Source organism: Paenibacillus sabinae T27, from assembly GCF_000612505.1.
Classification (GTDB): domain Bacteria; phylum Bacillota; class Bacilli; order Paenibacillales; family Paenibacillaceae; genus Paenibacillus_AQ; species Paenibacillus_AQ sabinae.
Genome location: NZ_CP004078.1, coordinates 3,965,468 through 3,989,853, shown reverse-complemented (window position 1 = coordinate 3,989,853; position 24,386 = coordinate 3,965,468). Strand labels below are relative to the sequence as shown.

Sequence of the window (24,386 nt, the reverse complement as noted above, 5' to 3'; positions counted from 1 at the left end):
GCTTAACGCATTCTCTTGATGAAGGGGATGCGTTTTTTCTTAGGGATTCACCATAAATCGACAGAATTCAGCATCTTGGTATGGTAATGTTTTGCTAATGCTTGTCTCACTTCAGATTTGCTGCCCGTCATTTTACGTGTATATGTTGGTGGTGAACGCATGGATTTCCAGCTGGACATAAGAACAATGCTGATCACGCTTATCCTCGGAAATATGTTCATGGTGCTGCTTATATTCGCATACCGTTTCCGCTCTCCCTATGATCAGGCGAATTCATCTTTTGCGGTTTCCAAATGGCTGCAGGCGGCAGGCTGGCTGCTGGTGCTGATTCGGGACAATCTTCCGGGTCCGCATCTGATTCTGCTGAGCAATGCGCTGATCCTTGGAGGCGTAGGGCTGGAAATCATCGCCCTGCTGATGATGGCGGGAGAGTTCAGGGCGGGAGCCCGGCGATACTATGTGATTATCACGACACTAAGCGTGCTGAGCTTCGGACTGATTTATTTTTTCCATAATTCGGACAACCTTCGGATTGCATCCGCTTCCCTGTCGGCAGTGCTGTTCGTCGGATTCCCCGCTTACCGCTTTACGACGTCCAAAGAAGGATCGCCGCTTCAGACCGTTATGGGACTGGTATACTCGGTGTTAGCCTCCATCCTGCTGGCCAGGGCGTTTTCCGCGCTTTTCTCGGAACGGGACATGAATATTTTCTCGCCGGGGCTGGCTCAGCATCTCTACTATATCGGCATGTTTTTGATCATGATTCTGGGAACTGTCGGCTTTGTTCTATTGTCAAGGGAGCGGTCTTACGACGAGCTTAAAAGGATGGCGAATGTCGATGAGCTGACCGGAATTTTGAACCGCAGAGCATTTATTGTTCAGGCGCAGCTTGCCGCTGCCGCCGCGGCGGAGCGAAGAGAGCCGATATCTTTTCTGCTGATCGACATCGATCATTTCAAACGGGTCAATGACAACTACGGACATGTCGCCGGGGACAGCGCCCTTCGGAATTTTGCCGCGACTGTGGAGCTTCTATTGGGCCCCAGAGATTTGTTCGGCAGGTACGGGGGCGAAGAGTTCGCTATTCTGCTGCTGGGCGCGGGCGAGGAGGAGAGCGACAGGAAAGCGGAGCAGCTCAGACAAGCCGTCATGAATTCGCGGATTGAAGGCCATAACCTCCAATATACGATCAGTATAGGTGTGATTACTGTGATCCCGGACAACAAGCCGCAGCTGGACCTGCTCTACAAGCTTAGCGACGCCGCGCTCTACAAAGCGAAGGATGAAGGAAGAAACCGCGTGGTACGCAGCCGCCCGCCGGAAGGCCTGGTGCGGAGGTGACTTTGCTGTACACTATCATTTTGCCCCCGTATTCTCAATCTTTAAATCAAAGCAGCACTATATCCTCTGCCTGCCCGGGTTCATGCCCTAGTAAGGGATTCCAGCCGAAATAGTTGCTACCCTTGGTCCAGACAAATTCGCCTGCAAAGGGATGCTCTGGAGCAAGGCGGTAATAGATCGCTACGCAGCAAAAGCCGTGCTGTGCAGCGAGCGCTGCATTGCCGGTCCGGTCAACGACTGGACTGCCCATAACCATGCCGCTCGAAAATTCCGGGTCAACCAGATGTCTGCTTCTGCTCTTTTGTTCACTCACTGCTGCTTCCTCGCCTGTTCATATGAAAACAACAACTTAGAAACAATGTTGACATTGGCAAATAAAAAGCACTGATGAAAATCTTCACCAGTGCTATTACTTTTACTTTTGCTTGGTATATACAATCCGCTTAATGGTATCGGCAGAGAGAAAATACTCTTCAGCAAGCTGATCAATACTACTATTATTGTGAAAAGCCTGTCTAATGGCGGCATTACGGCGATCAATCCACTGTTTTCCCTTCTTCGCAAGTATAGCACAAATCAGATTTATTGAATGACAGCGAATTGACGGGATGATCTCCGATACATGGTCGGGGACATTCCTTTTTTGGCGTTAAACTGTTTGATCAAATAGGTGTCATACTCAAATCCAGTCGCCTGAGCAATGTCACTCAGACTCATATCCGTATGCGTCAGCAGCTCGCTTGCAACCTTCAAGCGATGCGATTGCAAATAACCAATTGCTGTTTTCCCGCACCTTTCCTGAAAAAGCTTATTCAGCGTCATACGGTTCAAATGGGCACAAGCCGTCAAATCCTTCAGCGAAATTTTTCTCGCGTAGTTCGTGTGAATATAATCCAGTACCGCCTCTACGGGCGAGTGCTCCCGGCTTTGATTCAGCTCCTCCAGCAGCCCCATGATTTGAATGAGGTACTTTTTGATCCGGCATACCCAGAGATCGTCGCTTTGCGCCTGCACCTCGGTGCCCATAATAAAGAACCATTCAAATAATAACGGATACGCTTTTTCGCTTATGCGAGGCACGCCATGATGCGTACATCCGCGCTCAAACAGCGATAGACCCGTTTGTATTCTGGGAGCTGCAGGGAAATGCGCCTCTGTTTCGGTCAGCCTGATCGTGTTCAGAAACTCGGCATGAAAGCTAAAGGACTGGGCGGATACATAATTCTTTTCCATTACCTGCATCTGATCATCCTCGGTCAGACAAAGGATGCCAGGAGCGCTAATGGTTATGGGCCGCTGGTTCAACATCCCCTTTATGCTGCCGGATGTAATAAACACCAGTGTAGACCGTTCGGGATAGGGTAGAAGCTTAAGCTCCTCCACTGCAACAAATTCGATATTCACGATACGCTTCTTGTGCCGATCCCATTGCGGCATCTTCATCACCTATCAAATAGTATAGTTAATTGCTGCACGTATACCAGTGTAACATACACCCCTCAACGATATAATATCGTTGTGAACCAGCTAAGAAGGGGGATTGCCTCATGACAGTTGAACGCTTCCGCATTCATGTCTCCGATAATATTCTTGACGATCTGAAAGAACGGCTCCATCGCGTCCGCTGGCCTGATCAATTAGAAGGCTCAGGCTGGGAGCGAGGAACAGATTTATATGAATTGCAATCACTTGTCTCCTATTGGAGAGATCAGTACGATTGGCGCGCGCAGGAAGCCGAGTTGAACCGCTTTTCCCAGTATCGCTGCACGATTGACGGCATTGACGTGCATTTCGTCCATGAGCGCGGCAAAGGGCCCAACCCTATCCCTATTATTCTTACCCATGGATGGCCAGATAGTTATCTTCGTTATCACAAAATCATTTCACTGCTGACGGATCCGGAGAGTCATGGCGGTCGTCCGGAGGACGCATTTGATGTCATTGTCCCTTCGCTACCGGGCTTTGGCTTCTCCGGCCGTCCAACCCAGCCTGGCTTCAACAATTTGACCGTCTCTGAAATGTGGGTAAAACTCATGACATCCGTATTAGGCTACAGCCGTTTTGTCGCTGCAGGCGGGGATATTGGCTCGGGGGTTACCCGCAATCTGGCTGCCAATCATCCAGAGCTTCTATACGGCATCCATTTAACGGATGTTGGCATTATTAGAGATCTGCTGTCTGCTCATAATGAGGATGCGCTTACGGAAGAAGAACGGCAGTATAAAATCAGTGCTTCCAGATGGATTGCGCAGGAGGGAGGCTATATGTCGCTTCAGTCGACGAAGCCTCAGACGCTTGCTTATGGACTTTCGGATTCTCCTGCAGGCTTGGCCGGCTGGATTCTCGAGAAGTTTCGCGCATGGAGCGACTGTAAGGGTAATCTTTTACAGAAATTTAGCGAGGATGATCTGCTGACTGCGATTATGATCTATTGGGTGACGAACACGATTGGATCGTCCACGCGCATCTATTATGAGAATTCCCATACGCTGCCGCCGCTAGGACGAATAGAGGTCCCTGCCGGCATCGCCATTTTCCCTGCAGATATCGCGCTTCCGCCCAAGTCATGGATCATGCGCAATCTGAATGTGACGCGCTGGTCGGAAATGCCTTCCGGCGGCCATTTCACGGCGATGGAAGAGCCAGAGCGGATGGCCGATGACATTCGCGCTTTTTGCAGGCCCTTTAGGGCGGAAAACAACCAATAACACGTCTTTCTAGTTAACGGCGGGTCGCATCCCATGTAAATCTGAAACCGAAGGACCCCCCATTTCCTGTTTAAGGAACTCGGGGGTCCTTTTTGAATGTCAAAAAAAGTGAAATTAGACAATAATGCATCCATTTTGTTAAGACTTGTTGAAAATTGTTTGATGATTTTCTGAAAATACCTATGGTTTTATTTCCTTTTCCATCCAGAATGCTATAGTGATTTAGGGCAAATAGTACTAATCGTTTGCCGTGCTGCCTTATTCTTTCAAATTATACGTACAAAAGGAGATGCACGAAAATGAGTAGAGTTGACGGTAAAGTGGCGCTTGTAACCGGAGGAGGACAAGGGATCGGCCGGGCGATCGCGCTTCGACTTAGTCAAGACGGATTTGCTGTTGCTGTAGTGGACCTGAATGAGAACAATGCGAACAAAGTCGCCGGGGAGATCGAAGCGGCTGGCGGCCGCTCCATCGCCCTCAAAGCCGATGTTTCTAACCGTGATGAGGTGTTTGCCGCAGTAGAGGAAACGGCCGCGAAGCTGGGAGGCTTCGATGTGATTGTCAATAATGCCGGTATTGCGCCTGTAAAAATGATTGAAGAAGTAACTCTCGATGACTTGGACAAAGTATTTCATATCAATGTCGCCAGCGTTGTCTGGGGAATCCAGGCCGCCACGGCGAAGCTCAAGGAGCTGGGACACGGGGGTAAAATCGTCAACGCCTCTTCGCAGGCCGGCCATGTCGGCAATGCAAGTCTCAGCGTATACTCCGCTTCGAAATTCGCGGTTCGTTCCCTGACGCAGACCGCCGCCCAGGAGCTGGCTAAATACGGCATCACTGTAAACGCCTATTGCCCCGGTATTGTGCAGACGCCAATGTGGGGTTCCATCGATAAACAAATCACAAGCTCCAAAGGGGAAGAGCAAGGCGAAGCAACCAAGGAATTCGGCAGTAAAATCACGCTCGGACGTCTGTCGACGCCGGAGGATGTCGCCGCTTTTGTTTCCTTCCTGGCAGGTCCAGATTCCGATTATATGACCGGCCAATCGCCGCTGATTGACGGCGGGATGGTCTTCAAGTAATTTAAGTGAGAACTTTCAATCCGTAAGCATACTTCTCTACTGTCTATCATATCTTTTGATATAGACTGGACAAGGTGAGGTGGACGGATTGAGTAACGGAAGAATGACGTTCCGATTCGATGCCGGAAAGGACAAGCTGAAGGAACTTCAGCCGGAATCCGTACCGGAACAGACGAAGACCGAGCAGCAGGCCGAAATATACAGTCTGGATGAAGCCCGGCGTATGGCCGGGAGCAGCCGGCAGGGAATAGCCCCGGACCCTATGCATCCGCGCGGCCATTTCCAGGACCGGGAGTATCGGCTGGAGGAACTGGAGCAGGCTTACTACGATAACAAGAAAACTTTTGGCGGCAGCCCCAATCGGAATGATCGGAACGTTCGGGATGATCGGGACGATGGCAATCTTGATGGACGGGGCAGTGACAGCACTGTGGACAGTGAACTGCTGCGCGAATCGTTTCTCCGCTCCCGGAGGATCGGAGACTGGCGGGAAGGGCAGACCGGAACCGAAGGAAGCTATGCCGATTTCGATTACGGCTCTCCGGCGTATTCGGAAGATGATGGCCCGTCCGCCAGAGGCCCTTTCCCGGAATTGGAGGAGGAGCCGCTCAACGACGGCGGGGGATACTACACAACCCGCCGTCCCTCCTCCTGGTGGAAGTTCCCGGCTTCGGTTGCGGGCGCTATCGGCATTGGTCTGATGCTTGGATATGCTGCGCTGACTTTTATCGGCGGGGTCAATAGCGGCGATTCCGCAAATAAGGCGTCGTCAAACTCAGCCGCGGGTCAGCATACTTCGGGCAATGCGGTAAACGCCCCGGCGATTCCCGTACAGGTGGCTGCGCAGAGCTATTATCTGCTCCAGTACGGCGTATTCAGCACGCCGGAAGGAGCGGCGCAGGCGAAGCAGGAGCTGTTGAACGCCGGGCTGGCCGCAGGCATCGACCCGGAGGACGGCAACCGGGTATACGCCGGGTTGTCATCCGACCGGGAGCAGGCGAAGCTGCTCGGGGGCAAACTGGAGGCGCAGGGCATTGACCTGTACGTTAAGGAAGTCACGCTTCCGGGCGAAAGCAGGCTGGTATTTAACGGAGACGGGGAAACGGTCGCCCAGTATTTCGAAGCCAGCAGAGCGCTGCTCGGCGAGCTGAGCTCGCTGTCAGCGGCGCTGCTTGGCGGCGGTCCCGCTGCGGACATGACGAAGGTGAGCGATCTCCATCTGCAATGGACGGAAGCGGCAAAGGCGCTTGAAGCGGGTCTGACACCCAATGAACGGGGCGTCGCGAAAGAGCTGGAGAAATCCGTCAGCCGGGGTGTATCGGCAATGAGTGAATATGGCAAGAGCAAGGCGGACGGCCTGCTCTGGGAAGTGCAATCCTCTATGCTCGAAATGCTGAGCGGCCAGAAAAGACTGATGGCCGCAATGGAACAAGGATAGGCTGGGGCAGACCGGAACTAAGAATCCGCCGCGGAAGGGAGAACCTTTGCGCGGCGGATTTTGCGTTGTATTTCAACGTGTTTTCAACGTATAATATTGAAGATGTCACAAAGGTGAGGGAAGACCGTCGAATGAAGAAGAAAAATGTGGGTACGCTACTGTTGTTTCTTATTCTGGGCTGGCTGGCCGGCTCTTGGATTGCCAGGCTGCTGCAGCCGGTTAAGGCGCTGTCGTTCCTGACCAAGTCCACTTTGATCAAATGGTCGCCGCAAGCCGACCTGGATATCATCAGCTATGACATTACGATTCGGCTGAAGCTATGTCTGCTCAGTCTGGCAGGGATTATCATCGCCGTCTGGCTGTACCGCAGAAAATAGCCATTTAACGTATGGAAAGGGATAATGCGACGTGAACGACAACAGCATACCTTCGATCATTCTTGCTTCCGGTTCGCCTCGCCGCCGGGAGCTTTTATCGTTACTGGGGCTTCCCCTTGAAGTCATACCGAGTGAAGCGGACGAAAGCTTCCCGCCGGAATGGGCGCCTGAACGCATCGTCAGCGAGCTTGCCCTCCGCAAGGCGGAAGCGGTTATCCCGCTTGCAGGGAAGCGGGACGCCGTCATCGTAGGGAGCGACACGATTGTCGTCCTGGACGGCCGGGTTCTCGGCAAGCCGGCGAATGAGAAAGAGAGCAGGGAGATGCTATCCGCCCTTCAGGGGCGAAGCCATAAGGTGTATACGGGCCTGGCCTGCATCAGGCTTTGGGAACGGGAGGTCAATGCTGCTCTCCGCTTGGAGGAGCTTGGGACACGCGGCGGCGAGACGATAAAGCTGGGCGATCTTGGGCAATTCAGCATTCTCTCCGAATCGCCGGCAGGGACACCTGCGGTTATGGCCGGCTACACGGAAAGCCGGGTTACGTTCCGGCCGATGTCGGGGGAGGAAATCGGCGGTTATATCCGGACAGGCGAGCCTCTGGATAAGGCCGGCTCGTACGGGATACAGGGGATTGGGTCTGTTTTTATCGAGAAGATTGAAGGCGACTTTTACAGTGTAATGGGGCTTCCGCTGAATTTGCTGTACCAAATGCTGCTGAGATACAGCATCAGTCCTTTCAACATCGGCTGAGGTGGAAGGCGAAACTGCTTACAGACGACAGGAATGCGCTGAAGCATCGGCGTTTAGCGAGGCAGACTTCGAAGAAGGCTTGTGCCATGGACTCTTTCATGCCGGAATAACGGCTTGGAAGAGTCTTTTTGCATCGCAGGGTTTCGCCATTTGGTAATCCTTACCCCTCCCGAATTATATTTGTATTGAGCAGGCTTTACCCGTATAATGATTTAGGGTGTAAGATATTGGCGATGCCTGGAATCATTTCAGGCTTGCCCGGTCTTGTCCGGTATAGATAAGCAATGTCTATCATACTTTATACAGCCACCTGTGCTAGAAGGCTGAAAGGAAGAGAACAGGGATGGAATCGTCGACATTTATGCTGCGAGACCTTCCCCATGAAGAACGACCTAGAGAGCGCATGATGCAATATGGGGCGGAATCACTCAGCCAGGCCGAGCTGCTGGCTATTCTGCTGCGGACGGGAACCCGCCGGGAATCGGCGATCCATGTGGCGCAGCGTATATTGGGACAGGTGGGCGGTCTTCGCCGTCTGGCCGACCTTAGCATTGAAGAATTGACGCAAATCAAGGGAATCGGTCCCGCCAAAGCTGTACAGCTGAAGGCCGGCATGGAGCTGGGACGCCGGATGGCGAACACGCGGCTGGATCAGCCGGTTACGATTCGCAGCCCGCATGATGCGGCGGACATATTGACCGAGCAGCTGCGTTATCTGCAGAAGGAGCATTTTGTCTGCCTGTTTTTGAATACGAAAAATCACGTGATTGCGCAGGAAACGCTGTCGATGGGCAGTCTTAACGCCTCCATTGTTCATCCCAGAGAGGTATTTCGGGCAGCCATCAAATGCAGCAGCGCTTCCATTATATGTGCGCATAACCACCCCAGCGGCGACCCGACGCCGAGTCCGGAGGATATTGCCTTGACCCGGAGACTGCTTGAGGCGGGGGAAATTGTCGGGATTGACGTGCTGGACCATCTTATTATCGGCGATGACGGTTTTGTCAGTATGAAAGAACGAGGCCTAATGTAAAAATTAAACGATGCACATTGACAGGAAAGGGAGTTTACAGCATGATAGGTGGCTTTACTAAAGATTTGGGAATCGACTTGGGAACGGCAAATACACTGGTTTACGTCCGCGGAAAAGGCATTGTGGTCAGAGAGCCATCCGTCGTCGCAATCCGTACCGATACGAAAACGATTGAAGCCGTAGGGGAATCCGCCAAAAAAATGATCGGCCGCACACCGGGAAATATCCGTGCGATCCGGCCTATGAAGGACGGGGTTATCGCCGATTTCGATACAACCGCTACGATGATTAAATACTTTATCCGCCAGGCCCAGAAGCAGAGGTCCATGTTCCAGCGCCATCCGAACGTTATGGTATGCGTCCCTTCAGGGATTACCGCCGTGGAGCAGCGCGCCGTTGAAGATGCGACGAGGCAGGCGGGCGCGCGCGAAGCATATATTATCGAGGAGCCGTTCGCGGCCGCGATCGGAGCGGACCTGCCGGTATGGGAACCGACAGGCAGTATGGTCGTCGATATCGGCGGAGGCACGACGGAGGTCGCCGTTATCTCGCTCGGCGGTATCGTGACCAGCCGGTCCGTACGCGTGGCCGGTGACGAAATGGACGAGTCGATTATCCAGTACATCAAGCGTCAGTACAACCTCATGATCGGGGAACGCACCGCTGAACAGCTGAAGATGGACGTTGGCTCTGCACTGCCGCTGGAAAAGGCGGAGACGATGGAAATCCGCGGACGGGATCTCGTAACCGGACTGCCCAAGACGCTCACCATCACATCGGACGAAATTTCCGAAGCGCTGGCCGATACGGTTAATGCGATTATCGAAGCGGTGAAAGTAACGCTGGAGAAATGTCCGCCGGAGCTTGCCGCCGACATTATGGACCGCGGAATTGTTCTGACTGGCGGAGGCGCCCTGCTGCGCAATCTTGACAAGCTGCTGGCTCGTGAGACCGGCATGCCCGTTATCGTGGCCGAGAATCCGCTCGATTGCGTGGCGATCGGCACCGGCAAGGCGCTGGACAATATTCATCTGTTCAAGACCCGCGGCAACGGAGCTTTTCGCTCAAAACGGTAGGTAGTGTAGGGAGAGGGAAGGACGAAGGAAACCTCTTTAGCGGAGAGAAAAACGGTTGTTAGAGGGTGTTGAAACTGTTTAAGCTGTTTGGCAATAAGCGACTATTTATTCTATTGATTACGCTGGTGCTTTTTATTGTGGTCATGGGCTTCTCTCTCGGAACAAGAAAGTCGCTGTCGTGGCCCGAGAACTTCGTCAGGGATACTACCGGTTTTGTGCAGAATCTGTTTTACAAGCCCGCTGGATTCGTAGCGGGCTTGTTTGAAGATATCGGTAACTTGAAGGATCTGGCCGAGGAGAACGAGCGGCTGAAGATCATCGCCGCGCAGTATACCCGGGAGAAGGCTCAGTATAATGCCATCGCGGCTGAAAATGAGCAATACAAAAAACTTCTGCATTTCACACAATCGCAGAGCAATAAATACAATTATGAGTATCACTACGCTCAAGTTGTAAGTCTGACGACAGAGCCGAGCAACAATACGCTCGTTATTGATTTGGGCGCACGAGACGGCGTCAAGCCGAATATGTCCGTTATTTCCGAGAAAGGCATGGTCGGCATCATCAGCCAGGTGAGCAAGTTTACGTCCACTGTGAAGCTGCTGACGATGATGGACAACAGCGATCCGAATTCACAGCCGCCGATCGCTTCAACGGTTCTCAACAAAATTAACCAATCGTTCGGCATGGTCGAGCGTTACGACCAGCAGACGGGTAGGCTCATTATGACCCGCATTGACGAGAAAGACCCGATCGCCAAGGACGACATCGTAATATCATCCGGACTGGGCGGCCTCTATCCTCGGGGGCTGACGATCGGTACGGTCGAGAGTGTAGGTGTTGGGGAGTTCGGTCTGACCAAGACCGCAGTCATCAAGCCGGCTGCCGAATTCGAGGACTGGAAGCAGCTGCTTGTCGTCTTTACTCCGGAGGGGCCGCAGTGAGAGCGCGCAGGTCGGTTCTCATTTTGCTGTTGTTTCTGTTATTCATTCTTCAGGCTACTGTATTGCCCTGGATTATACCTGATTCGTGGGAAATGAGGATTGTCCCGGATCTTGTCTTTATCGCTATTTTATTCGTTACGGTTTATCATCACAGGCATTCGGCGCTTTTGCTGGGCTTAAGCTTCGGCATGCTGCATGATATCGTTTTTTACGGCAGGATCATCGGAGCCCATTCCTTCGCTATGGGGGTGTCGGCTTATTTGATCGGCCTGATCTTCCAGGCACCCCGCGCGCCGCTGCCGCTGATGATGACGATTCTGCTGCTGGGGAGCTGGCTTGAAGACAGCATTCTGTTCGGTATTTACAGCATCTTCAAGCTGAATCGTGAGCCGTACAACTGGGCGCTGATGAACTATATGCTGCCCACCATGCTTGTTCATTTTGCCCTCGGGCTTTTGCTGTACATTCCCGTCCGCCGTCAGCTCGAGAAGCTGAAGAATGAGACGCGCAAAGAAGAGAAGGCGTAAGACCGGCGCAATTTCTCTTGGATAAAAGCAGGAACTTGAAGGGCGCGGCACGAATGAATGAGAATGGGGGGAGGGTCAAATGACAGTAAAATCCAAGCATGTGCGGATCAAAGGCATCAAGGACGGCCTGGTCTTCCTGTTAGACGACAAATGTCCCTTTGAAGAGCTGCTGGGCGAGCTTCGGTATAAGCTGGAGCACAGCCATCAAAATATTTTGACCGGACCCATCGTTCATGTGGATATCAAGATGGGCAAACGCTCGGTGACGGATGAAGAAAAGGAATCGGTGCTCGAGATTTTGCGGGGACAGGGCAACTTGCTGATCCGGTCGGTCGAGGTGCTGGAAGCCGTGAAATCCGGAAACGGAAGCTCGCTGCATGTGATGAGCGGAATCCTCCGTTCCGGGCAGGTGCTGAACCATAAGGGAGACCTGCTCTTTCTCGGAGATGTGAATCCCGGCGGCGCGATTACCTGCACCGGCGATATTTTTATTCTCGGGGCGCTGAGAGGCATGGCTCACGCGGGAGTAGAGGGCAACGAAGGAGCGGTTATCGCGGCCTCCGTAATGGCTCCGACCCAGCTACGGATTGCCGAGATCATCAGCCGTCCCCCGGATGAATGGGAGACCCGCGAGAGCAGCATGGAGTTCGCTTTTTTATCGGAAGGCGTAATGCAGATTGACAAAATACACAACATCGTCAAGCTGCGTCGGGATTTAAATGTGTTTAAAGGGGTGTAGCCTCATGGGAGAAGCGATTGTTGTTACCTCTGGCAAGGGCGGCGTGGGCAAGACGACCACCACGGCTAACATTGGAACCGCGCTGGCGCTGCAGGGGAAAAAAGTATGTCTCATCGACACCGACATCGGGCTGCGGAATCTCGATGTTGTCATGGGACTTGAAAATCGGATCATTTATGATTTGGTGGATGTCGCCGAAGGCCGCTGCCGGCTTGGACAGGCCCTCGTCAAGGACAAGCGGTTTGAGGAACTGTATATGCTGCCCGCCGCGCAGACCAAGGACAAAACCTCGGTCACCCCGGAACAGGTCAGAGACATCGTCCTGGAACTGAAGAAAGAGTATGAATATATTCTGATCGATTGTCCCGCCGGAATCGAGCACGGCTTTCGCAACGCGATCGCTGGCGCCGATAAGGCGATTGTCGTAACGACGCCGGAGCATGCGGCCGTCCGCGACGCCGACCGTGTGATCGGGCTGCTCGAGCAGTCCGAAGTGCAGTCGCCGAAGCTGGTCGTCAACCGTATCCGGCCCGGACTTATTAAATCCGGTGACATGCTGGACGTCGAGGATATTTTGCAGGTGCTCAACATCGACCTGCTCGGGATCGTGCCAGATGACGAACTCGTGATCAAGGCGGCTAACCTTGGAGAGCCGACGGTAATGAATCCGGATTCCGGGGCTGCCATCGCCTACCGCAACATTGCCCGCCGCATCCTGGGCGATGCGGTACCTCTCATGCAGCTGGACCGCAAGCCGGGCACATTCAAGAAGCTCAAGAAATTCTTCGGTCTGGGCTAAAGAAGCCCGGGCCGAAAGGTCTCCCGTAACGAATAAGTCCCGTATACCGCTTCTTCAGTGGTTATACGGGACTTTTCCTTATTCTTCGCCCGCTCCTCCAATCCCCTGAACAGCTTGTTCTAAAAGCCCTCCACTCTCTCATAGGATGGTATAAAACAAGCCCTCCGGAGGGATGGATATGGGTTATAAATCAAACGCAGGGAACCACCGCAAAGAGCATATCCGCAATTGGTCCGGCAGCAAGCAGGACTCTCCCAAACAGACGCTGTTTGGATTGACCGAGGATAGCGGTGCGGACGACTGGCGCGGCTTCCGGGACAGGAATACTGGTGAGCCCGATCCCGAGAAGCTTTGGAAAGAGCAGCGCAAGGAATGGAACGATGAAGGAAGGCGGGAGAAACCGCGCTTTTTGTCCGGATTGATCCGCCGATTGGTGATCAGCTGTCTGTTGTTCGGGGCGGTGTGGGGGATTTTCGCGGTGCAGCAGCCCTGGGCCTACCGGGCGCAAAACTTCATAACGGACGCCCTGAGCAAGGACATGGACTTTGCTTCGGTCCGGGTGTGGTACGACCGCTATTTTGACGGCGCGCCAGCGTTTATCCCGATATTTGGCGAAGGGGAGGAGGCTGCGCGGAAAGCTTCCGCCCGTCACAAGCTTGCTCCGCCGGTGGCAGGGAGCATTGTCAAGCCGTTTGCTTCGAGCCTTAAAGGCATTGAGATTATCCCGTCGCCCGATTCATCCGGAAGCGTGACCATAAAGAGCGTGGACATGGGCAGGGTGCTGTCCGTTTCGCGGGAAACGGCTGGAGGCATTCGGGTAACGGTCCAGCACAGCGGAGGAATTGTCGCCGAATACGGACATTTAAGCGGAACAAAGCGGAAAGCCGACGACTGGCTGCAAAGCGGCGATACCGTGGGCTGGATGGAGGAATCCGGCGCCTCATCGACCCATCTGCTTTATTTTTCGCTCATGCAGGACAAAACGTATATCGATCCGGCGGAAGAGATCGCCTTTGATTAGAGTTCGGGGCATTTCCTTTTCCCTCCATCCGCTGCTCGTGATCGTCATGCTGATTTCCGTGCTCACCGGGCAGTTTCTCGAACTGCTTACGCTCTTTGCCATCGTGCTCATTCATGAATTGGGCCATGTCTGGGCGGCGCTTTTTGCCGGGGCCTCGGTCAAATCGGTGCAGCTGCTCCCGTTCGGAGGGGTGGCGGTTATCGAGGACAATGGGAAGCTGACCGCCTACCGCGAAATCGGAATTGCGCTTGCGGGTCCGCTGCAGAACGTCCTCATGATGCTGTTTGCGTCGGCTTTGAGAGAAATGGGCTGGGGCGGCGACGCGTTTATGACCTATCTCATTCATGCCAATCTCATCATCGCCCTGTTCAATTTACTGCCGATACTGCCGCTCGACGGGGGGAGAATCATACAGGCTGCGATCAGCCTGCAGGCGCCATATTACTCCACCCTGCTGTGGTGCGGAAGAATCAGCATATTCGCCAGCGCCTTGACCGCCGTGTACGCCCTGCTGCCGCTTCAGTACGGGGGCGGAGTTAGGCTTAACCTGCTGATGATCGCCGCTTTTTTGCTGTATTCCAATATAACGGACCACCGGAACCTCCCTTACCGTTTCGTCGCTTTTCTCATGAACCGGGAAGCCTTATATGAACAACATATGGACAAGGGCACTCTGGCCCGCCCGATAGTTACGCCTCTAGCGAAACCTTTGGATGATATTTTGCGTCTATTTAAAAGGCACCAGTATCATCTGATTTATGTGCTTGACGACAAGGGAGGCGTAATGGCCGTCGTACCGGAACAGCGTCTGCTCTCTTCCTATTTTGGAATGTAATGCAATTTTAGAATGGATAGGCTCTGTGCTTATCCATAGTTTTTTATTTTTACGAGAGTTCGGAAGCCGACCTGTAAAGGTCAAGGAAGCCGTTCTTCTTAGGTAAGCCAGAGGTGAAGCCATGAAACAGATGATTGTTCACTGCTCACAGCATATGACCCGGATGGCCCTTCTGGAGGAGGGACGACTGGTGGAGTATGCGGCGGAGCGCGCGGAGCAGCAAGGACTTGTCGGCAGCTACTACAAAGGCCGGGTAATGAATGTCCTCCCGGGGATGCAGGCTGCTTTTGTCGATATCGGACAGAAAAAAAACGCCTTTCTATATGTGGATGATGTGCTGCATCCGCATCTGGAGAAACAGCCCAGAGTAAAGCCTTCGATTGATACGCTTCTTCAGCCCGGGCAGGAAATCGTCGTCCAGGTCAGAAAAGGACCCAGGGGCAACAAGGGACCCCGCGTTACAACGCACTACACGCTTCCCGGAAGATGGATGGTGTACATGCCCTTTGCGGAATACGTCGGCGTTTCCAAAAAAATCGCGCGCGAATCCGAGCGCAGCCGGCTCAAGGCGCTGGGCGAACGTTTGCGGATCGATGAAGAGGGCCTGATTATGCGCACCGTATCGGAGGACGAGCCTCCCGAAGCGGTGGAAGGAGACCTTGCCGTTCTGCGGGCGCAGTGGAAGGAAATTATGCGGCGATCGCTGAAGGCCGAGGCCCCGGCCCTTCTGCACCGCGATCTCAGCATCGTTCAGCGGTTCATCCGCGATGCGTTCGATCCTCAGCGGGACGAGCTGCTGATCGACTCGCAGCAGGGGGCCAGGGAAGCGGAAGCCTACTTGAGCGAAATAGCGCCGGAGGGGCACAAGCCGGTGGAACGGTACACCGGAACCGGCCCGATCTTTGCTGCATACGGAGTGGAAGAGCAACTGGAGCGCGGCTTCAGCCGCAAAATCACGCTTGACGGAGGAGCGACGCTGATCTGGGACGAGGCGGAGGCGCTGACCGTAATCGATGTCAATACCGCCCAATATACGGGCGGGGCGTCGCTGGAAGAGACGGTTACGCGAACCAATCTTCTTGCCGCGGAGGAAATCGGGCGGTTGATCCGGCTTCGGGATACCGGCGGGATTATCGTCATTGACTTCATCGACATGGAGCTGGAGGAGCATCGCAAAATGGTCGTCGCCCAGCTGGAGAGCGTCGTGAGCCGGGACCGGACGAAGACCTGCATATTGGGCTGGACCCGGCTCGGGCTTCTGGAGATGACGCGAAAGAAAGTGCGGCATGACGCGCTGGAGCTCTCCACCCGCCCTTGCGAATGCTGCGGGGGCACCGGGAGGACAACGGTGTGGAACACGGGACAGGAATAGCATTTGGATAGATCGTTGACTATTTCATGTCTTCATGCTATTATCTATAAGTATGTGTCCGGTCTATTCTTTGCCTGCACATGCTGTAACCGCTCCGATCGGGTACTTAAGCGCGATTCCGCAAGGAAGAGCCACCTGGACCAGGCGAGTCTGAGACATGAGGAGGTGCAAAACCAATGTATGCAATTATCGAAACTGGCGGCAAGCAATACAAAGTCCAAGAGGGCGACGTATTGTTCATCGAGAAGCTGAACGCGGAAGACGGAGCAAGCGTAACGTTTGATCGTGTCCTGGCTGTATCGAACGAAAGCGGTCTGACAGCGGGAACTCCGCTCGTAAGCGGCGCTTCCGTAACGGCGAAGGTCGAGAAGCATGGTAAAGGTCAGAAGGTTGTCGTTTACAAATACAAACCGAAGAAGAACTACCATAAGAAGCAAGGCCATCGTCAGCCTTACACGAAAGTAACGATCGAGAAGATTCAAGCGTAAGAAGGTGCGTTAATGATTAACGTGCGGATTACGAGGTCTTCCTCTCAAGGCCCGATCCTCGGTTTTGCCGTAAATGGCCATGCCGGGTTTGACAGAAAAGGCAGAGATATCGTGTGTGCAGGTGTTTCGACCGTAACGGTCGGTACCGTCAATGCGATTGAAGCCTTAACGGGAGTCGTGCTGGATTCGTCCATGAAGGACGGGTTTCTCAGCGGGACCCTGATGCCGATCGAAGACCCCGAAACGGCTGCCAAGGTGCAGCTGCTTCTGGAATCCATGGTCGTTATGCTCAACACGATTGCAGAATCGTACGGTAAGTATATTCAGATACAGGAAGTCATTTTTTGAAGAAGGAGGTAGACAGCATGTTGAAATTGGATCTTCAATTGTTCGCATCGAAAAAAGGTGTAGGTTCCACAAAGAACGGACGCGATAGCCGCGCGAAACGTCTTGGCGTGAAACGTGCCGATGGCCAAGCCGTAACTGGTGGAAGCATCCTGGTGCGTCAGCGCGGAACGAAAATCCATCCGGGAACAAACGTTGGCATCGGCAAAGACGATACTTTGTTTGCCAAAGTGGACGGCGTTGTGAAGTTCGAGCGTCTGGGCCGCGATCGCAAGAAAGTGAGCGTCTACCCGGTAGACGTCGCTCCGGTAGCGGCGGCTCTGGAAGCGTAAGCTTACGGACCATAACTGCTAGTAAAGCCTCCGGCATGATCGCCGGGGGCTTTTTTTCAAAATATAAGACTTTATAAGCATCGCACCTATCGTTTGGTCTTAAAAGCAGGGAAGATTCTTGCAGCCTCTTGGTTAATTTGCTGGAATTCCTATGGTATACTGGGGAAACATGAAAGGATCTGGTTGCGGTAGAACGCTAACAATTCGCAAACGCAAGGGACGGGGAAGACAGTATGAAATCCTTGAAAAGCGTAATAGGAGCGGCGGTGTTGTCGGTAGCGTTTCCTTTGGGGCTCGCCATCATGTGGCCGGCGCTTTGGTCAAGTCTTGTACTTGGCTTGTGGGCCATTGCGGCCGCTTTAATCAGTGTGGCGACGGTCCGCCGTCATTACGAACGGGAAATTTGGAAGCAGGAGCGGATTCTGCAGCAGACAGCAATCCGCATGCTTACCCACCACCGTCATGACTGGATGAATGATCTTCAGGTGCTGTACGGTTATATCCAGCTCGGCAAGCCTGATAAATCGGTGCAGTGTGTGGAAAGAATAAAGGAACGCATTGCGTTGGACAGCCGGATCGCCAAGCTTGGTATCCCTTCGCTGGTCTTCTATCTTCAATCCTTCCGGACCGTGGGCGGCAGCCTGCAGCTGGATATCGAGGTGGAAGAAGGGCTGCATCTGGAGGACCTGCTGACCCCCGAAGCTGGAGATGAGCTGACCTCGGTCATTATGCAGATGGTAAGAGCCTGCCAGTTCGGCGGAATGGTCGCGCAAGGCGATACCCGTACGCTGCGGCTTTCGTTCAAGCAGGATGAAGGAGATATTGTCATCGTATTCGGCAGCGACGGTCTGCGCGGAAGAGCGGAGGCGTTCCAGCAGCAGATCTTGAATATCGTCCAGGGCAAAATTGTAAAAGCGGAGCGGCTGGCGTCCCATAAGGCGGACTTTCAGCTGCGTCTGCCGATGGGAATGTGAAGGAAGGTGAGACATCCATGTTTGTAGATAAAGCGAAAATATTTGTAAAAGCCGGCGACGGCGGCGACGGTCTGGTGGCATTCCGCCGCGAGAAGTATGTGCCGGAGGGCGGTCCGGCGGGCGGTGACGGCGGCAAAGGCGGCGACGTTATTTTCCGTGTGGACGAAGGCCTGCGGACGTTGATGGATTTCCGTTATCAGCGGCATTTCAAGGCCCAGCGCGGTGAAAAAGGGCGCAACAAGAGCCAGCATGGCGCAGGAGCCGATAATATGATTGTCCGTATTCCACCGGGAACGGTGCTGATCGACGACGATACGGGCGAAGTGATTGCCGATATGACGCGTCACGGGCAGGAGGTCATCGTAGCTAAGGGCGGTCGGGGCGGCCGGGGGAATATCCGGTTCGCGACGCCGAACAATCCCGCTCCGGAGCTTGCGGAGAACGGGGAGGAAGGCCAGGAGCGCTATGTTGTGCTTGAGCTTAAAGTCATGGCGGACGTTGGACTAGTCGGTTTCCCAAGTGTGGGCAAATCGACTTTACTGTCCGTGGTTTCGGCGGCCAAGCCCAAGATCGGCGCCTATCATTTTACGACGATAACGCCCAATTTGGGCGTGGTTGACGTTGGAGACGGCCGCAGCTTTGTCATGGCGGATCTTCCCGGACTGATTGAAGGTGCTCATCAGGGCGTCGGTCTCGGGCATGAATTTTTGCGCCATATCGAACGCACGCGAATCATCATCCACGTCGTCGACATGGCCGGTTCCGAAGGTCGCGATCCGTTTGAGGATTGGGAGAAGATCAACGATGAGCTGAAGCAGTACAATGTGGGCCTTTCCGAGCGTCCGCAGATCGTGGCGGCCAATAAAATGGATATGGAAGAGGCGAAGGAGAACCTGGCTTCTTTCCGCGAGCGCACCAGTAGTGTCCGGCCGGATCTGGAAATTCTGCCGATCTCCTCGCTGACCCGCCAAGGAGTTCAGGAGCTGCTGTACCGCGCCGCAGATCTGCTTGATTCCATCCCGCAGGCTCCGGCCGTAGAGGAAGTCGTGGAGAGCGCCGAGCGCAAGGTGTACAAGCTGAATGCGGCGGAGGACGATTCGTTTACCATCACCCGCGATAACGAAACCTTTGTCGTCAGCAGTCCGAAGATTGAGCGGATGCTCAAACGGATGCAGATGAATTCGCATGACGCGATCCTGAAGCTGGCGCGGACGCTCCGGCATATGGGCGTCGACGAGGAGCTGCGCAGACGCGGTGCGGTGGAAGGTACCATCGTCCGAATCGCCGATTTTGAATTCGAGTTCGTCGAAAGCAGCAGCTACTATTAATTCAATAATGATGGCTTGGATTCAAGCGCCTGCACTGTTTTTCCGAAAGGGAAGACCGTGCGGGCGCTTTTTTGCTGGCGCAGTCAGAATCGGAGTCCGATTTTGGAGTAACAACGGTTTTGTGAAAAGTATTGCAATTCTTTCAGAATAACCTTATAATGTCCACTATGTAAAAACAGAAGTCTTTGAGGAGAGGACGTTTGTGAAAGAACGTTATTATTTGGTTCGTGAAGATATTTTGCCCGAAGCGGTGCTGAAGACGATGCAGGTCAAGCAGCTGCTTGAAGCCGGGGATGCCAAGACGGTTCATGAGGGTGTGGAGCAGGTGGGTCTTAGCCGAAGCGCTTTTTACAAATACAAGGACGGCATCCATCTGATCCATCAGCTGGAAAGGGAGCGCATCGTAACGATTTCGATGGATCTTGAACACGAGTCCGGTATGCTGTCCAAGGTACTCGGAGCCGTTGCAGGGCATGGAGCCAATGTGCTGACCATTCATCAGAGCATTCCGCTGCAAGGGTGGGCCAACGTTGTCCTTTCCATTGAGATTACCCATTTGAACGATGAGCTTGGAGACATGCTGGACAGTCTGAAGGGAATGCCCGGCGTTAAACGCGCTTTAATTGTAGGGCAAGGTTAGAAGGGAACTATACGTTAAGGGGGATTCTGATTCAAATGAAACCGGTGAAAGTAGGGTTGCTCGGGCTGGGAACAGTCGGTACGGGCGTAGTGCGCATCGTGCAGGGGAACCAGGAGGATTTGAGCAGCCAGGTCGGTTCGCCGATTTATATTGAACGCATTGCCGTTAAATCCGCAGATAAACCGCGCTCGATCGAGATCGATCCGGCGAAGCTGACAACCGATCCGTGGGAGGTCATCCGCGACCCGGAAATTGATGTCATTGTCGAGGTTATGGGCGGAGTCGAGAAGACCCGGGAATATCTGCTCGAGGCGCTCGAGCGGGGCAAGCATATCATTACGGCCAACAAGGATCTAATGGCTCTTCACGGCACCGAAATTTTGGCCAAGGCGCAGGAGAAACAGTGCGATGTCTTTTACGAAGCCAGTGTGGCGGGGGGCATTCCGATTATCCGGACATTGATCGAAGGTTTTTCATCCGACCGGATCGTCAAGATCATGGGCATCGTCAACGGAACGACCAATTACATACTCACCAAAATGAGCCAGGAAGGCGCCTCGTACGATGATGTGCTGAAAGAAGCGCAGCAGCTCGGCTATGCCGAGTCTGATCCGACCTCAGATGTGGAGGGGCTGGACGCCGCCCGCAAAATGTCGATTCTCGGTACGCTCGGCTTCCGCACCAACGTTGAGCTGCAGGATGTGAGCGTAAGCGGGATTTCCGGCGTTAGCAAGGAGGATATCCAGTTTGCCAAACGTCTCGGCTATGAAATGAAGCTCCTGGGCATTGCCGAGAGCCAAAATGATGAATTCAGCATCAGCGTCCAGCCGACCATGATCCGGGCGAGCCATCCGATCGCTTCCGTCAATGGCGTGTTCAACGCGGTTTATGTTTATGGCGAAGCGGTTGGAGAGACGATGTTCTACGGAGCGGGAGCCGGTGAAATGCCGACGGCAACCTCCGTTGTGGCCGACCTTGTGGCTGTCATCAAGAATCTGAAGCTGGGCGTCAACGGCCTGAAGCAGATTGTTCCCTACAAGCAGAAGAAGCTGAAGAGCGACGAAGATATTTACTACAAAAACTTCCTGCTGCTCCATGTGGACGACAAGGCGGGAGTACTGGCCAAAATCACTCAGGTGTTCGCCGAATGCGACGTGAGCCTCGATTCAGTAGTGCAGCAGGCCAATCCGAATAACCCGAATGCCGAAATCATTATCGTTACGCATGATGCCAGCAAAGCAAGCATGAACAAGGTTCTCCGCCGTTTCGACGAACTTGAGGTCATTCGCCGCGTTAAGAGCCATTACCGTGTCGAGGGCTAAGAGCATACCGCCCGAAAGGGAATTTATTTTTAAAGGAGAACAAGGCTTGTGAGATATTTCATATTGAAGGATAATATAAAGAAGTGTTCCATGATTCTTAAATGTGGTCTTACGACAGCCGAAGGGCGGTGCGGACATGAGTAACGGCCGGAAGGTAAGGGTAAAAGTTCCTGCCAGCACCGCCAATCTGGGGCCGGGATTCGATACGCTCGGAATGGCGCTGTCGCTGTACGCCTGGATCGAGATGGGAGAAACGGAGCAGACCGGGTTTCACCTTTACGGCGATGAAATGAAGGATGTGCCCCGGGATAAAAGCAACCTGATTTACAAAGTCGCGCAAATGGTTTTTGACGAAGCGGGCGTGTCCGTGCCCGAGCTGGAAATATCGATGTATTCCGAGATCCCGCTGACCCGTGGCCTCGGCAGCAGCGCCTCCGCGATCATCGGCGGTATGGTCGCGGCCAATGCGCTGATCGGGTCGCCTCTAAGCGATGAGCGGATCTTCGATATGGCCACGGCGCTGGAGAAGCATCCCGACAACGTCGGCGCTTCCCTGTTCGGCGGGATTATCTGCGCCGCCTGGGACGGCAGCCATGCCGATGTCATCCGCATCGAACCGCCTGAAGATCTGGAAGCCCTCGTGGTCATCCCCGAGTTCGAGCTGGCGACGTCCAAGGCGCGGGAAGTGATTCCTTCCAGCCTGACGGTCGCCGATGCCGTATACAACATCAGCCGCTCTTCGCTTCTGACCGGTGCGCTCGCCAGCGGACGCCTTGATCTGATCGGCGCGGCGATGCGGGACCGCCTGCACCAGCCGTACCGGGCCGCCCTTGTTCCCGGGATGGAGGCCGTTCTGGCCGAAGCGACGCAGCACGGCGCCCTTGGCATCGCTTTGAGCGGCGCCGGTCCGACGTTGATTGCGTTTGTGGACCGGAGCGAGTCACGCAAGGGCGAGTTGGAAGCCTTTCTGACGGAGACGATGCGGAATCACGGCATTGAGGCGCAGACCAAATGGCTGCAGCCCTGCCGGACAGGGGCTCTTACAGAGTCCATGAACGAAAACGGGATGCAAAATCAATCATTTTTGGATATGATAAAAGGAGAAGTACGGTCATGAAATCAATAGCGGTGCTGCCGCAGGGGACGACATCTCATGAAGCTTTGCTGTATTTGATGAAAGGGGAACCCTGCCGGCCGGTGTTCTATAAGCTGATCTCCGACGTGTTTCTGGCTACGGCCAGAGGAGAGACCGATTACAGCGTTATTCCGGTCGAGAATACGATTGAAGGCTCGGTCAGCATGCACATGGACTGGCTTATTCATGAAGTTGACCTGCCAATGCAGGCCGAATGGATTTATCCTTCCGTGCAGAACCTGATCGCGAACCCCGGTGAGTTTGCGGACGGAAAAGGCGGTGTCGATTACTCGGGCATCGTAAAAATTCTCTCCCACCCGGTTGCAATGGCCCAGTGCGGCCATTTTATCCGCAGTCATGCCCCGACTGCCGAGCTTGAAACCGTGGGAAGCACCTCGGAAGCTGTGGAAATCGTTAAGAACAACCCCGGCAAAGGCTGGGCGGCAATCGGCATTGAGCTCGGTGCGAAGACTTTTGGACTCGAGATTATTGCCAGCAAGATTACGGATCACCAGAATAATTTTACACGTTTTGTGCTGGCGGGACCCGACAAGCTGGATATTCCACGCGTAAGCATTGGCAGTAAGACGAGCGTGCTCGTTACGCTGCCTGAGGATTTTCCGGGCGCGCTTCATCAGGTTCTTTCAGCCTTTGCCTGGCGCAAGCTGAATTTGTCGCGGATTGAATCGCGGCCTACGAAGAAGAAGCTGGGTACCTACTATTTTCATATTGATGTGCTCGAACCATTGGAATCGGTCCTTCTGCCTGCCGCTATTGAGGAAATCAAAGCATTGGGCTGCCAGGTCCGTATCTTAGGCTCGTATCCCACATACACCTATGAGGAAGAGAAAGCGGAGGTGCAGTAAGTTCATGTCTGAGCAGTTGATTTATCTGGATGGACAATATGTAACAAAGGATAAAGCCTTGGTATCCGTATTTGATCACGGCTTTCTGTACGGAGACGGTATTTTTGAAGGCATTCGTATCTATAACGGCAATATTTTTAAATGCAAGGAACACCTGGACAGGCTGTACGATTCGGCCAAATCCATCATGCTCGACATTCCGCTGACATATGATGAAATGCTCGAAGCGATGGCGGAGACAATTCGTCGCAACGATATGCGTAACGGCTACATTCGTCTGATTGTTTCCCGCGGTGCGGGTAACCTCGGACTGGATCCTCGTCGCTGCCCCAAAGCCAGCGTCATTATTATTGTGGAGCAGCTCGCGATCTACCCGGAAGAGGCTTATCTGAACGGTCTTCGCGCCGTTTCCGTTTCCCAGCGCCGCAATATTCCGGATGCGCTCAATCCGAAGATCAAATCGCTGAATTATCTGAACAACATTCTGGTCAAAATTCAGTCGAACCTTGCGGAAGCCGACGAAGCGATCATGCTGAACGCCCAGGGATATGTGACTGAAGGGTCCGGCGACAATATTTTCATCATCAAAAATGGCGTCGTCTACACGCCGCCTTGCTACCTCGGCGCGCTCGAAGGCATTACGCGTCTTGCCATTATTGAACTATGCGAGAAGCTCGGCATCGTGCTTAAGGAGCAGCCTTTTACGATGCACGATATTTATATTGCGGATGAGGTATTCTTTACCGGTACGGCGGCGGAGGTTATTGCAGCCCGCGAAATCGACGGACGGATTATCGGCGAAGGCCATGCCGGCCCAATTACACTCAAGCTGCTGGAAGAGTTCCGGAACATTGTGGACAAAGACGGCTACAAGGTGTGGCAGTCCTAAGTTTTTTGAATAGCAACGACCAAT

27 protein-coding genes and 1 other annotated feature are annotated in these 24,386 nt (G+C 53.7%); of the genes, 25 read left to right on the top strand and 2 right to left on the bottom strand.

The annotated features are described in order from the left end of the window. Positions 1-159: 159 nt before the first annotated feature. Entirely contained in the window at positions 160-1,341 is a 1,182-nt protein-coding gene (locus PSAB_RS18375; RefSeq protein WP_025336048.1) for a GGDEF domain-containing protein, read from the top strand. 46 nt (positions 1,342-1,387) lie between these two features. Here PSAB_RS18375 and PSAB_RS18370 read toward each other — a convergent pair whose 3' ends face one another. Beyond that, positions 1,388-1,654, bottom strand: a complete 267-nt coding sequence (locus PSAB_RS18370; RefSeq protein WP_025336047.1) for an alpha/beta hydrolase fold domain-containing protein — start codon at positions 1,652-1,654, stop codon at positions 1,388-1,390. 269 nt (positions 1,655-1,923) lie between these two features. Further along, positions 1,924-2,778, bottom strand: coding sequence for a helix-turn-helix domain-containing protein (locus tag PSAB_RS18360; RefSeq protein WP_025336045.1), 855 nt, complete (start codon positions 2,776-2,778; stop codon positions 1,924-1,926). A gap of 110 nt (positions 2,779-2,888) precedes the next feature. On the opposite strand from PSAB_RS18360, the gene PSAB_RS18355 reads away from it, so the two are divergent. The 24 genes from PSAB_RS18355 to ilvE all read left to right on the top strand — a co-directional run bounded on the left by PSAB_RS18355 (position 2,889) and on the right by ilvE (position 24,362). Continuing rightward, a complete protein-coding gene (locus PSAB_RS18355; RefSeq protein ID WP_025336044.1) occupies positions 2,889-4,049 on the top strand; it encodes an epoxide hydrolase family protein in 1,161 nt (386 codons plus the stop codon). A gap of 299 nt (positions 4,050-4,348) precedes the next feature. Continuing rightward, on the top strand, positions 4,349-5,131 hold the full coding sequence (locus PSAB_RS18350) for a (S)-acetoin forming diacetyl reductase (protein ID WP_025336043.1): 783 nt from the start codon (positions 4,349-4,351) through the stop codon (positions 5,129-5,131). 88 nt (positions 5,132-5,219) lie between these two features. Continuing rightward, positions 5,220-6,569 carry an SPOR domain-containing protein gene (locus PSAB_RS24675; RefSeq protein ID WP_144240536.1) on the top strand — a complete coding sequence of 450 codons (1,350 nt, stop codon included), beginning with the start codon at positions 5,220-5,222 and terminating at the stop codon, positions 6,567-6,569. A 131-nt stretch (positions 6,570-6,700) separates the two neighbouring features. Then, positions 6,701-6,946 (top strand): DUF4321 domain-containing protein, encoded by a 246-nt coding sequence (locus tag PSAB_RS18340; protein ID WP_025336041.1) that lies wholly within the window; start codon positions 6,701-6,703, stop codon positions 6,944-6,946. A gap of 31 nt (positions 6,947-6,977) precedes the next feature. Beyond that, positions 6,978-7,697, top strand: coding sequence for a Maf family protein (locus tag PSAB_RS18335; protein WP_025336040.1), 720 nt, complete (start codon positions 6,978-6,980; stop codon positions 7,695-7,697). Positions 7,698-8,040: 343 nt separating this feature from the next. Further along, the gene (gene radC, locus PSAB_RS18330; RefSeq protein WP_025336039.1) at positions 8,041-8,730 is read left to right on the top strand and encodes a RadC family protein; all 690 of its coding nucleotides are present in this window, start codon (positions 8,041-8,043) and stop codon (positions 8,728-8,730) included. A 41-nt stretch (positions 8,731-8,771) separates the two neighbouring features. Next, positions 8,772-9,806, top strand: coding sequence for a rod shape-determining protein (locus PSAB_RS18325; RefSeq protein WP_025336038.1), 1,035 nt, complete (start codon positions 8,772-8,774; stop codon positions 9,804-9,806). Between the two features lie 65 nt (positions 9,807-9,871). Further along, entirely contained in the window at positions 9,872-10,750 is an 879-nt protein-coding gene (gene mreC, locus PSAB_RS18320; RefSeq protein WP_025336037.1) for a rod shape-determining protein MreC, read from the top strand. After that, positions 10,747-11,277, top strand: coding sequence for a rod shape-determining protein MreD (gene mreD / locus PSAB_RS18315; protein WP_025336036.1), 531 nt, complete (start codon positions 10,747-10,749; stop codon positions 11,275-11,277). Before mreC ends, mreD begins: the two co-directional genes overlap by 4 nt. Before the next feature lie 79 nt (positions 11,278-11,356). After that, positions 11,357-12,016 (top strand): septum site-determining protein MinC, encoded by a 660-nt coding sequence (locus PSAB_RS18310; protein WP_025336035.1) that lies wholly within the window; start codon positions 11,357-11,359, stop codon positions 12,014-12,016. A gap of 4 nt (positions 12,017-12,020) precedes the next feature. Further along, on the top strand, positions 12,021-12,815 hold the full coding sequence (gene minD / locus PSAB_RS18305; protein WP_025336034.1) for a septum site-determining protein MinD: 795 nt from the start codon (positions 12,021-12,023) through the stop codon (positions 12,813-12,815). 178 nt (positions 12,816-12,993) lie between these two features. Further along, on the top strand, positions 12,994-13,836 hold the full coding sequence (locus PSAB_RS18300) for a M23 family metallopeptidase (protein ID WP_025336033.1): 843 nt from the start codon (positions 12,994-12,996) through the stop codon (positions 13,834-13,836). Beyond that, a complete protein-coding gene (locus PSAB_RS18295) occupies positions 13,829-14,671 on the top strand; it encodes a M50 family metallopeptidase (protein ID WP_025336032.1) in 843 nt (280 codons plus the stop codon). The genes PSAB_RS18300 and PSAB_RS18295 overlap by 8 nt, the downstream gene beginning before the upstream one ends. Before the next feature lie 121 nt (positions 14,672-14,792). Beyond that, positions 14,793-16,043 (top strand): Rne/Rng family ribonuclease, encoded by a 1,251-nt coding sequence (locus PSAB_RS18290; RefSeq protein ID WP_025336031.1) that lies wholly within the window; start codon positions 14,793-14,795, stop codon positions 16,041-16,043. Between the two features lie 77 nt (positions 16,044-16,120). After that, positions 16,121-16,205: a sequence feature (ribosomal protein L21 leader region), on the top strand. Between the two features lie 14 nt (positions 16,206-16,219). Continuing rightward, complete coding sequence (gene rplU / locus PSAB_RS18285; RefSeq protein ID WP_025336030.1) at positions 16,220-16,531, top strand: 50S ribosomal protein L21; 312 nt, start codon at positions 16,220-16,222, stop codon at positions 16,529-16,531. Between the two features lie 12 nt (positions 16,532-16,543). After that, the gene (locus tag PSAB_RS18280; RefSeq protein ID WP_025336029.1) at positions 16,544-16,879 is read left to right on the top strand and encodes a ribosomal-processing cysteine protease Prp; all 336 of its coding nucleotides are present in this window, start codon (positions 16,544-16,546) and stop codon (positions 16,877-16,879) included. A 17-nt stretch (positions 16,880-16,896) separates the two neighbouring features. Then, the gene (gene rpmA, locus PSAB_RS18275) at positions 16,897-17,208 is read left to right on the top strand and encodes a 50S ribosomal protein L27 (protein ID WP_025336028.1); all 312 of its coding nucleotides are present in this window, start codon (positions 16,897-16,899) and stop codon (positions 17,206-17,208) included. A 233-nt stretch (positions 17,209-17,441) separates the two neighbouring features. After that, a complete protein-coding gene (locus PSAB_RS25170; RefSeq protein ID WP_025336027.1) occupies positions 17,442-18,182 on the top strand; it encodes a Spo0B domain-containing protein in 741 nt (246 codons plus the stop codon). 17 nt (positions 18,183-18,199) lie between these two features. Continuing rightward, entirely contained in the window at positions 18,200-19,510 is a 1,311-nt protein-coding gene (obgE, locus tag PSAB_RS18265; protein ID WP_025336026.1) for a GTPase ObgE, read from the top strand. A gap of 202 nt (positions 19,511-19,712) precedes the next feature. Continuing rightward, the gene (locus PSAB_RS18260) at positions 19,713-20,150 is read left to right on the top strand and encodes an ACT domain-containing protein (RefSeq protein ID WP_025336025.1); all 438 of its coding nucleotides are present in this window, start codon (positions 19,713-19,715) and stop codon (positions 20,148-20,150) included. 35 nt (positions 20,151-20,185) lie between these two features. Further along, the gene (locus PSAB_RS18255) at positions 20,186-21,472 is read left to right on the top strand and encodes a homoserine dehydrogenase (protein WP_025336024.1); all 1,287 of its coding nucleotides are present in this window, start codon (positions 20,186-20,188) and stop codon (positions 21,470-21,472) included. 136 nt (positions 21,473-21,608) lie between these two features. Continuing rightward, complete coding sequence (thrB, locus tag PSAB_RS18250; protein ID WP_025336023.1) at positions 21,609-22,589, top strand: homoserine kinase; 981 nt, start codon at positions 21,609-21,611, stop codon at positions 22,587-22,589. Further along, positions 22,586-23,473, top strand: a complete 888-nt coding sequence (gene pheA, locus PSAB_RS18245) for a prephenate dehydratase (RefSeq protein WP_025336022.1) — start codon at positions 22,586-22,588, stop codon at positions 23,471-23,473. The genes thrB and pheA overlap by 4 nt, the downstream gene beginning before the upstream one ends. Before the next feature lie 4 nt (positions 23,474-23,477). After that, a complete protein-coding gene (gene ilvE / locus PSAB_RS18240) occupies positions 23,478-24,362 on the top strand; it encodes a branched-chain-amino-acid transaminase (RefSeq protein ID WP_025336021.1) in 885 nt (294 codons plus the stop codon). Positions 24,363-24,386: the final 24 nt, after the last annotated feature.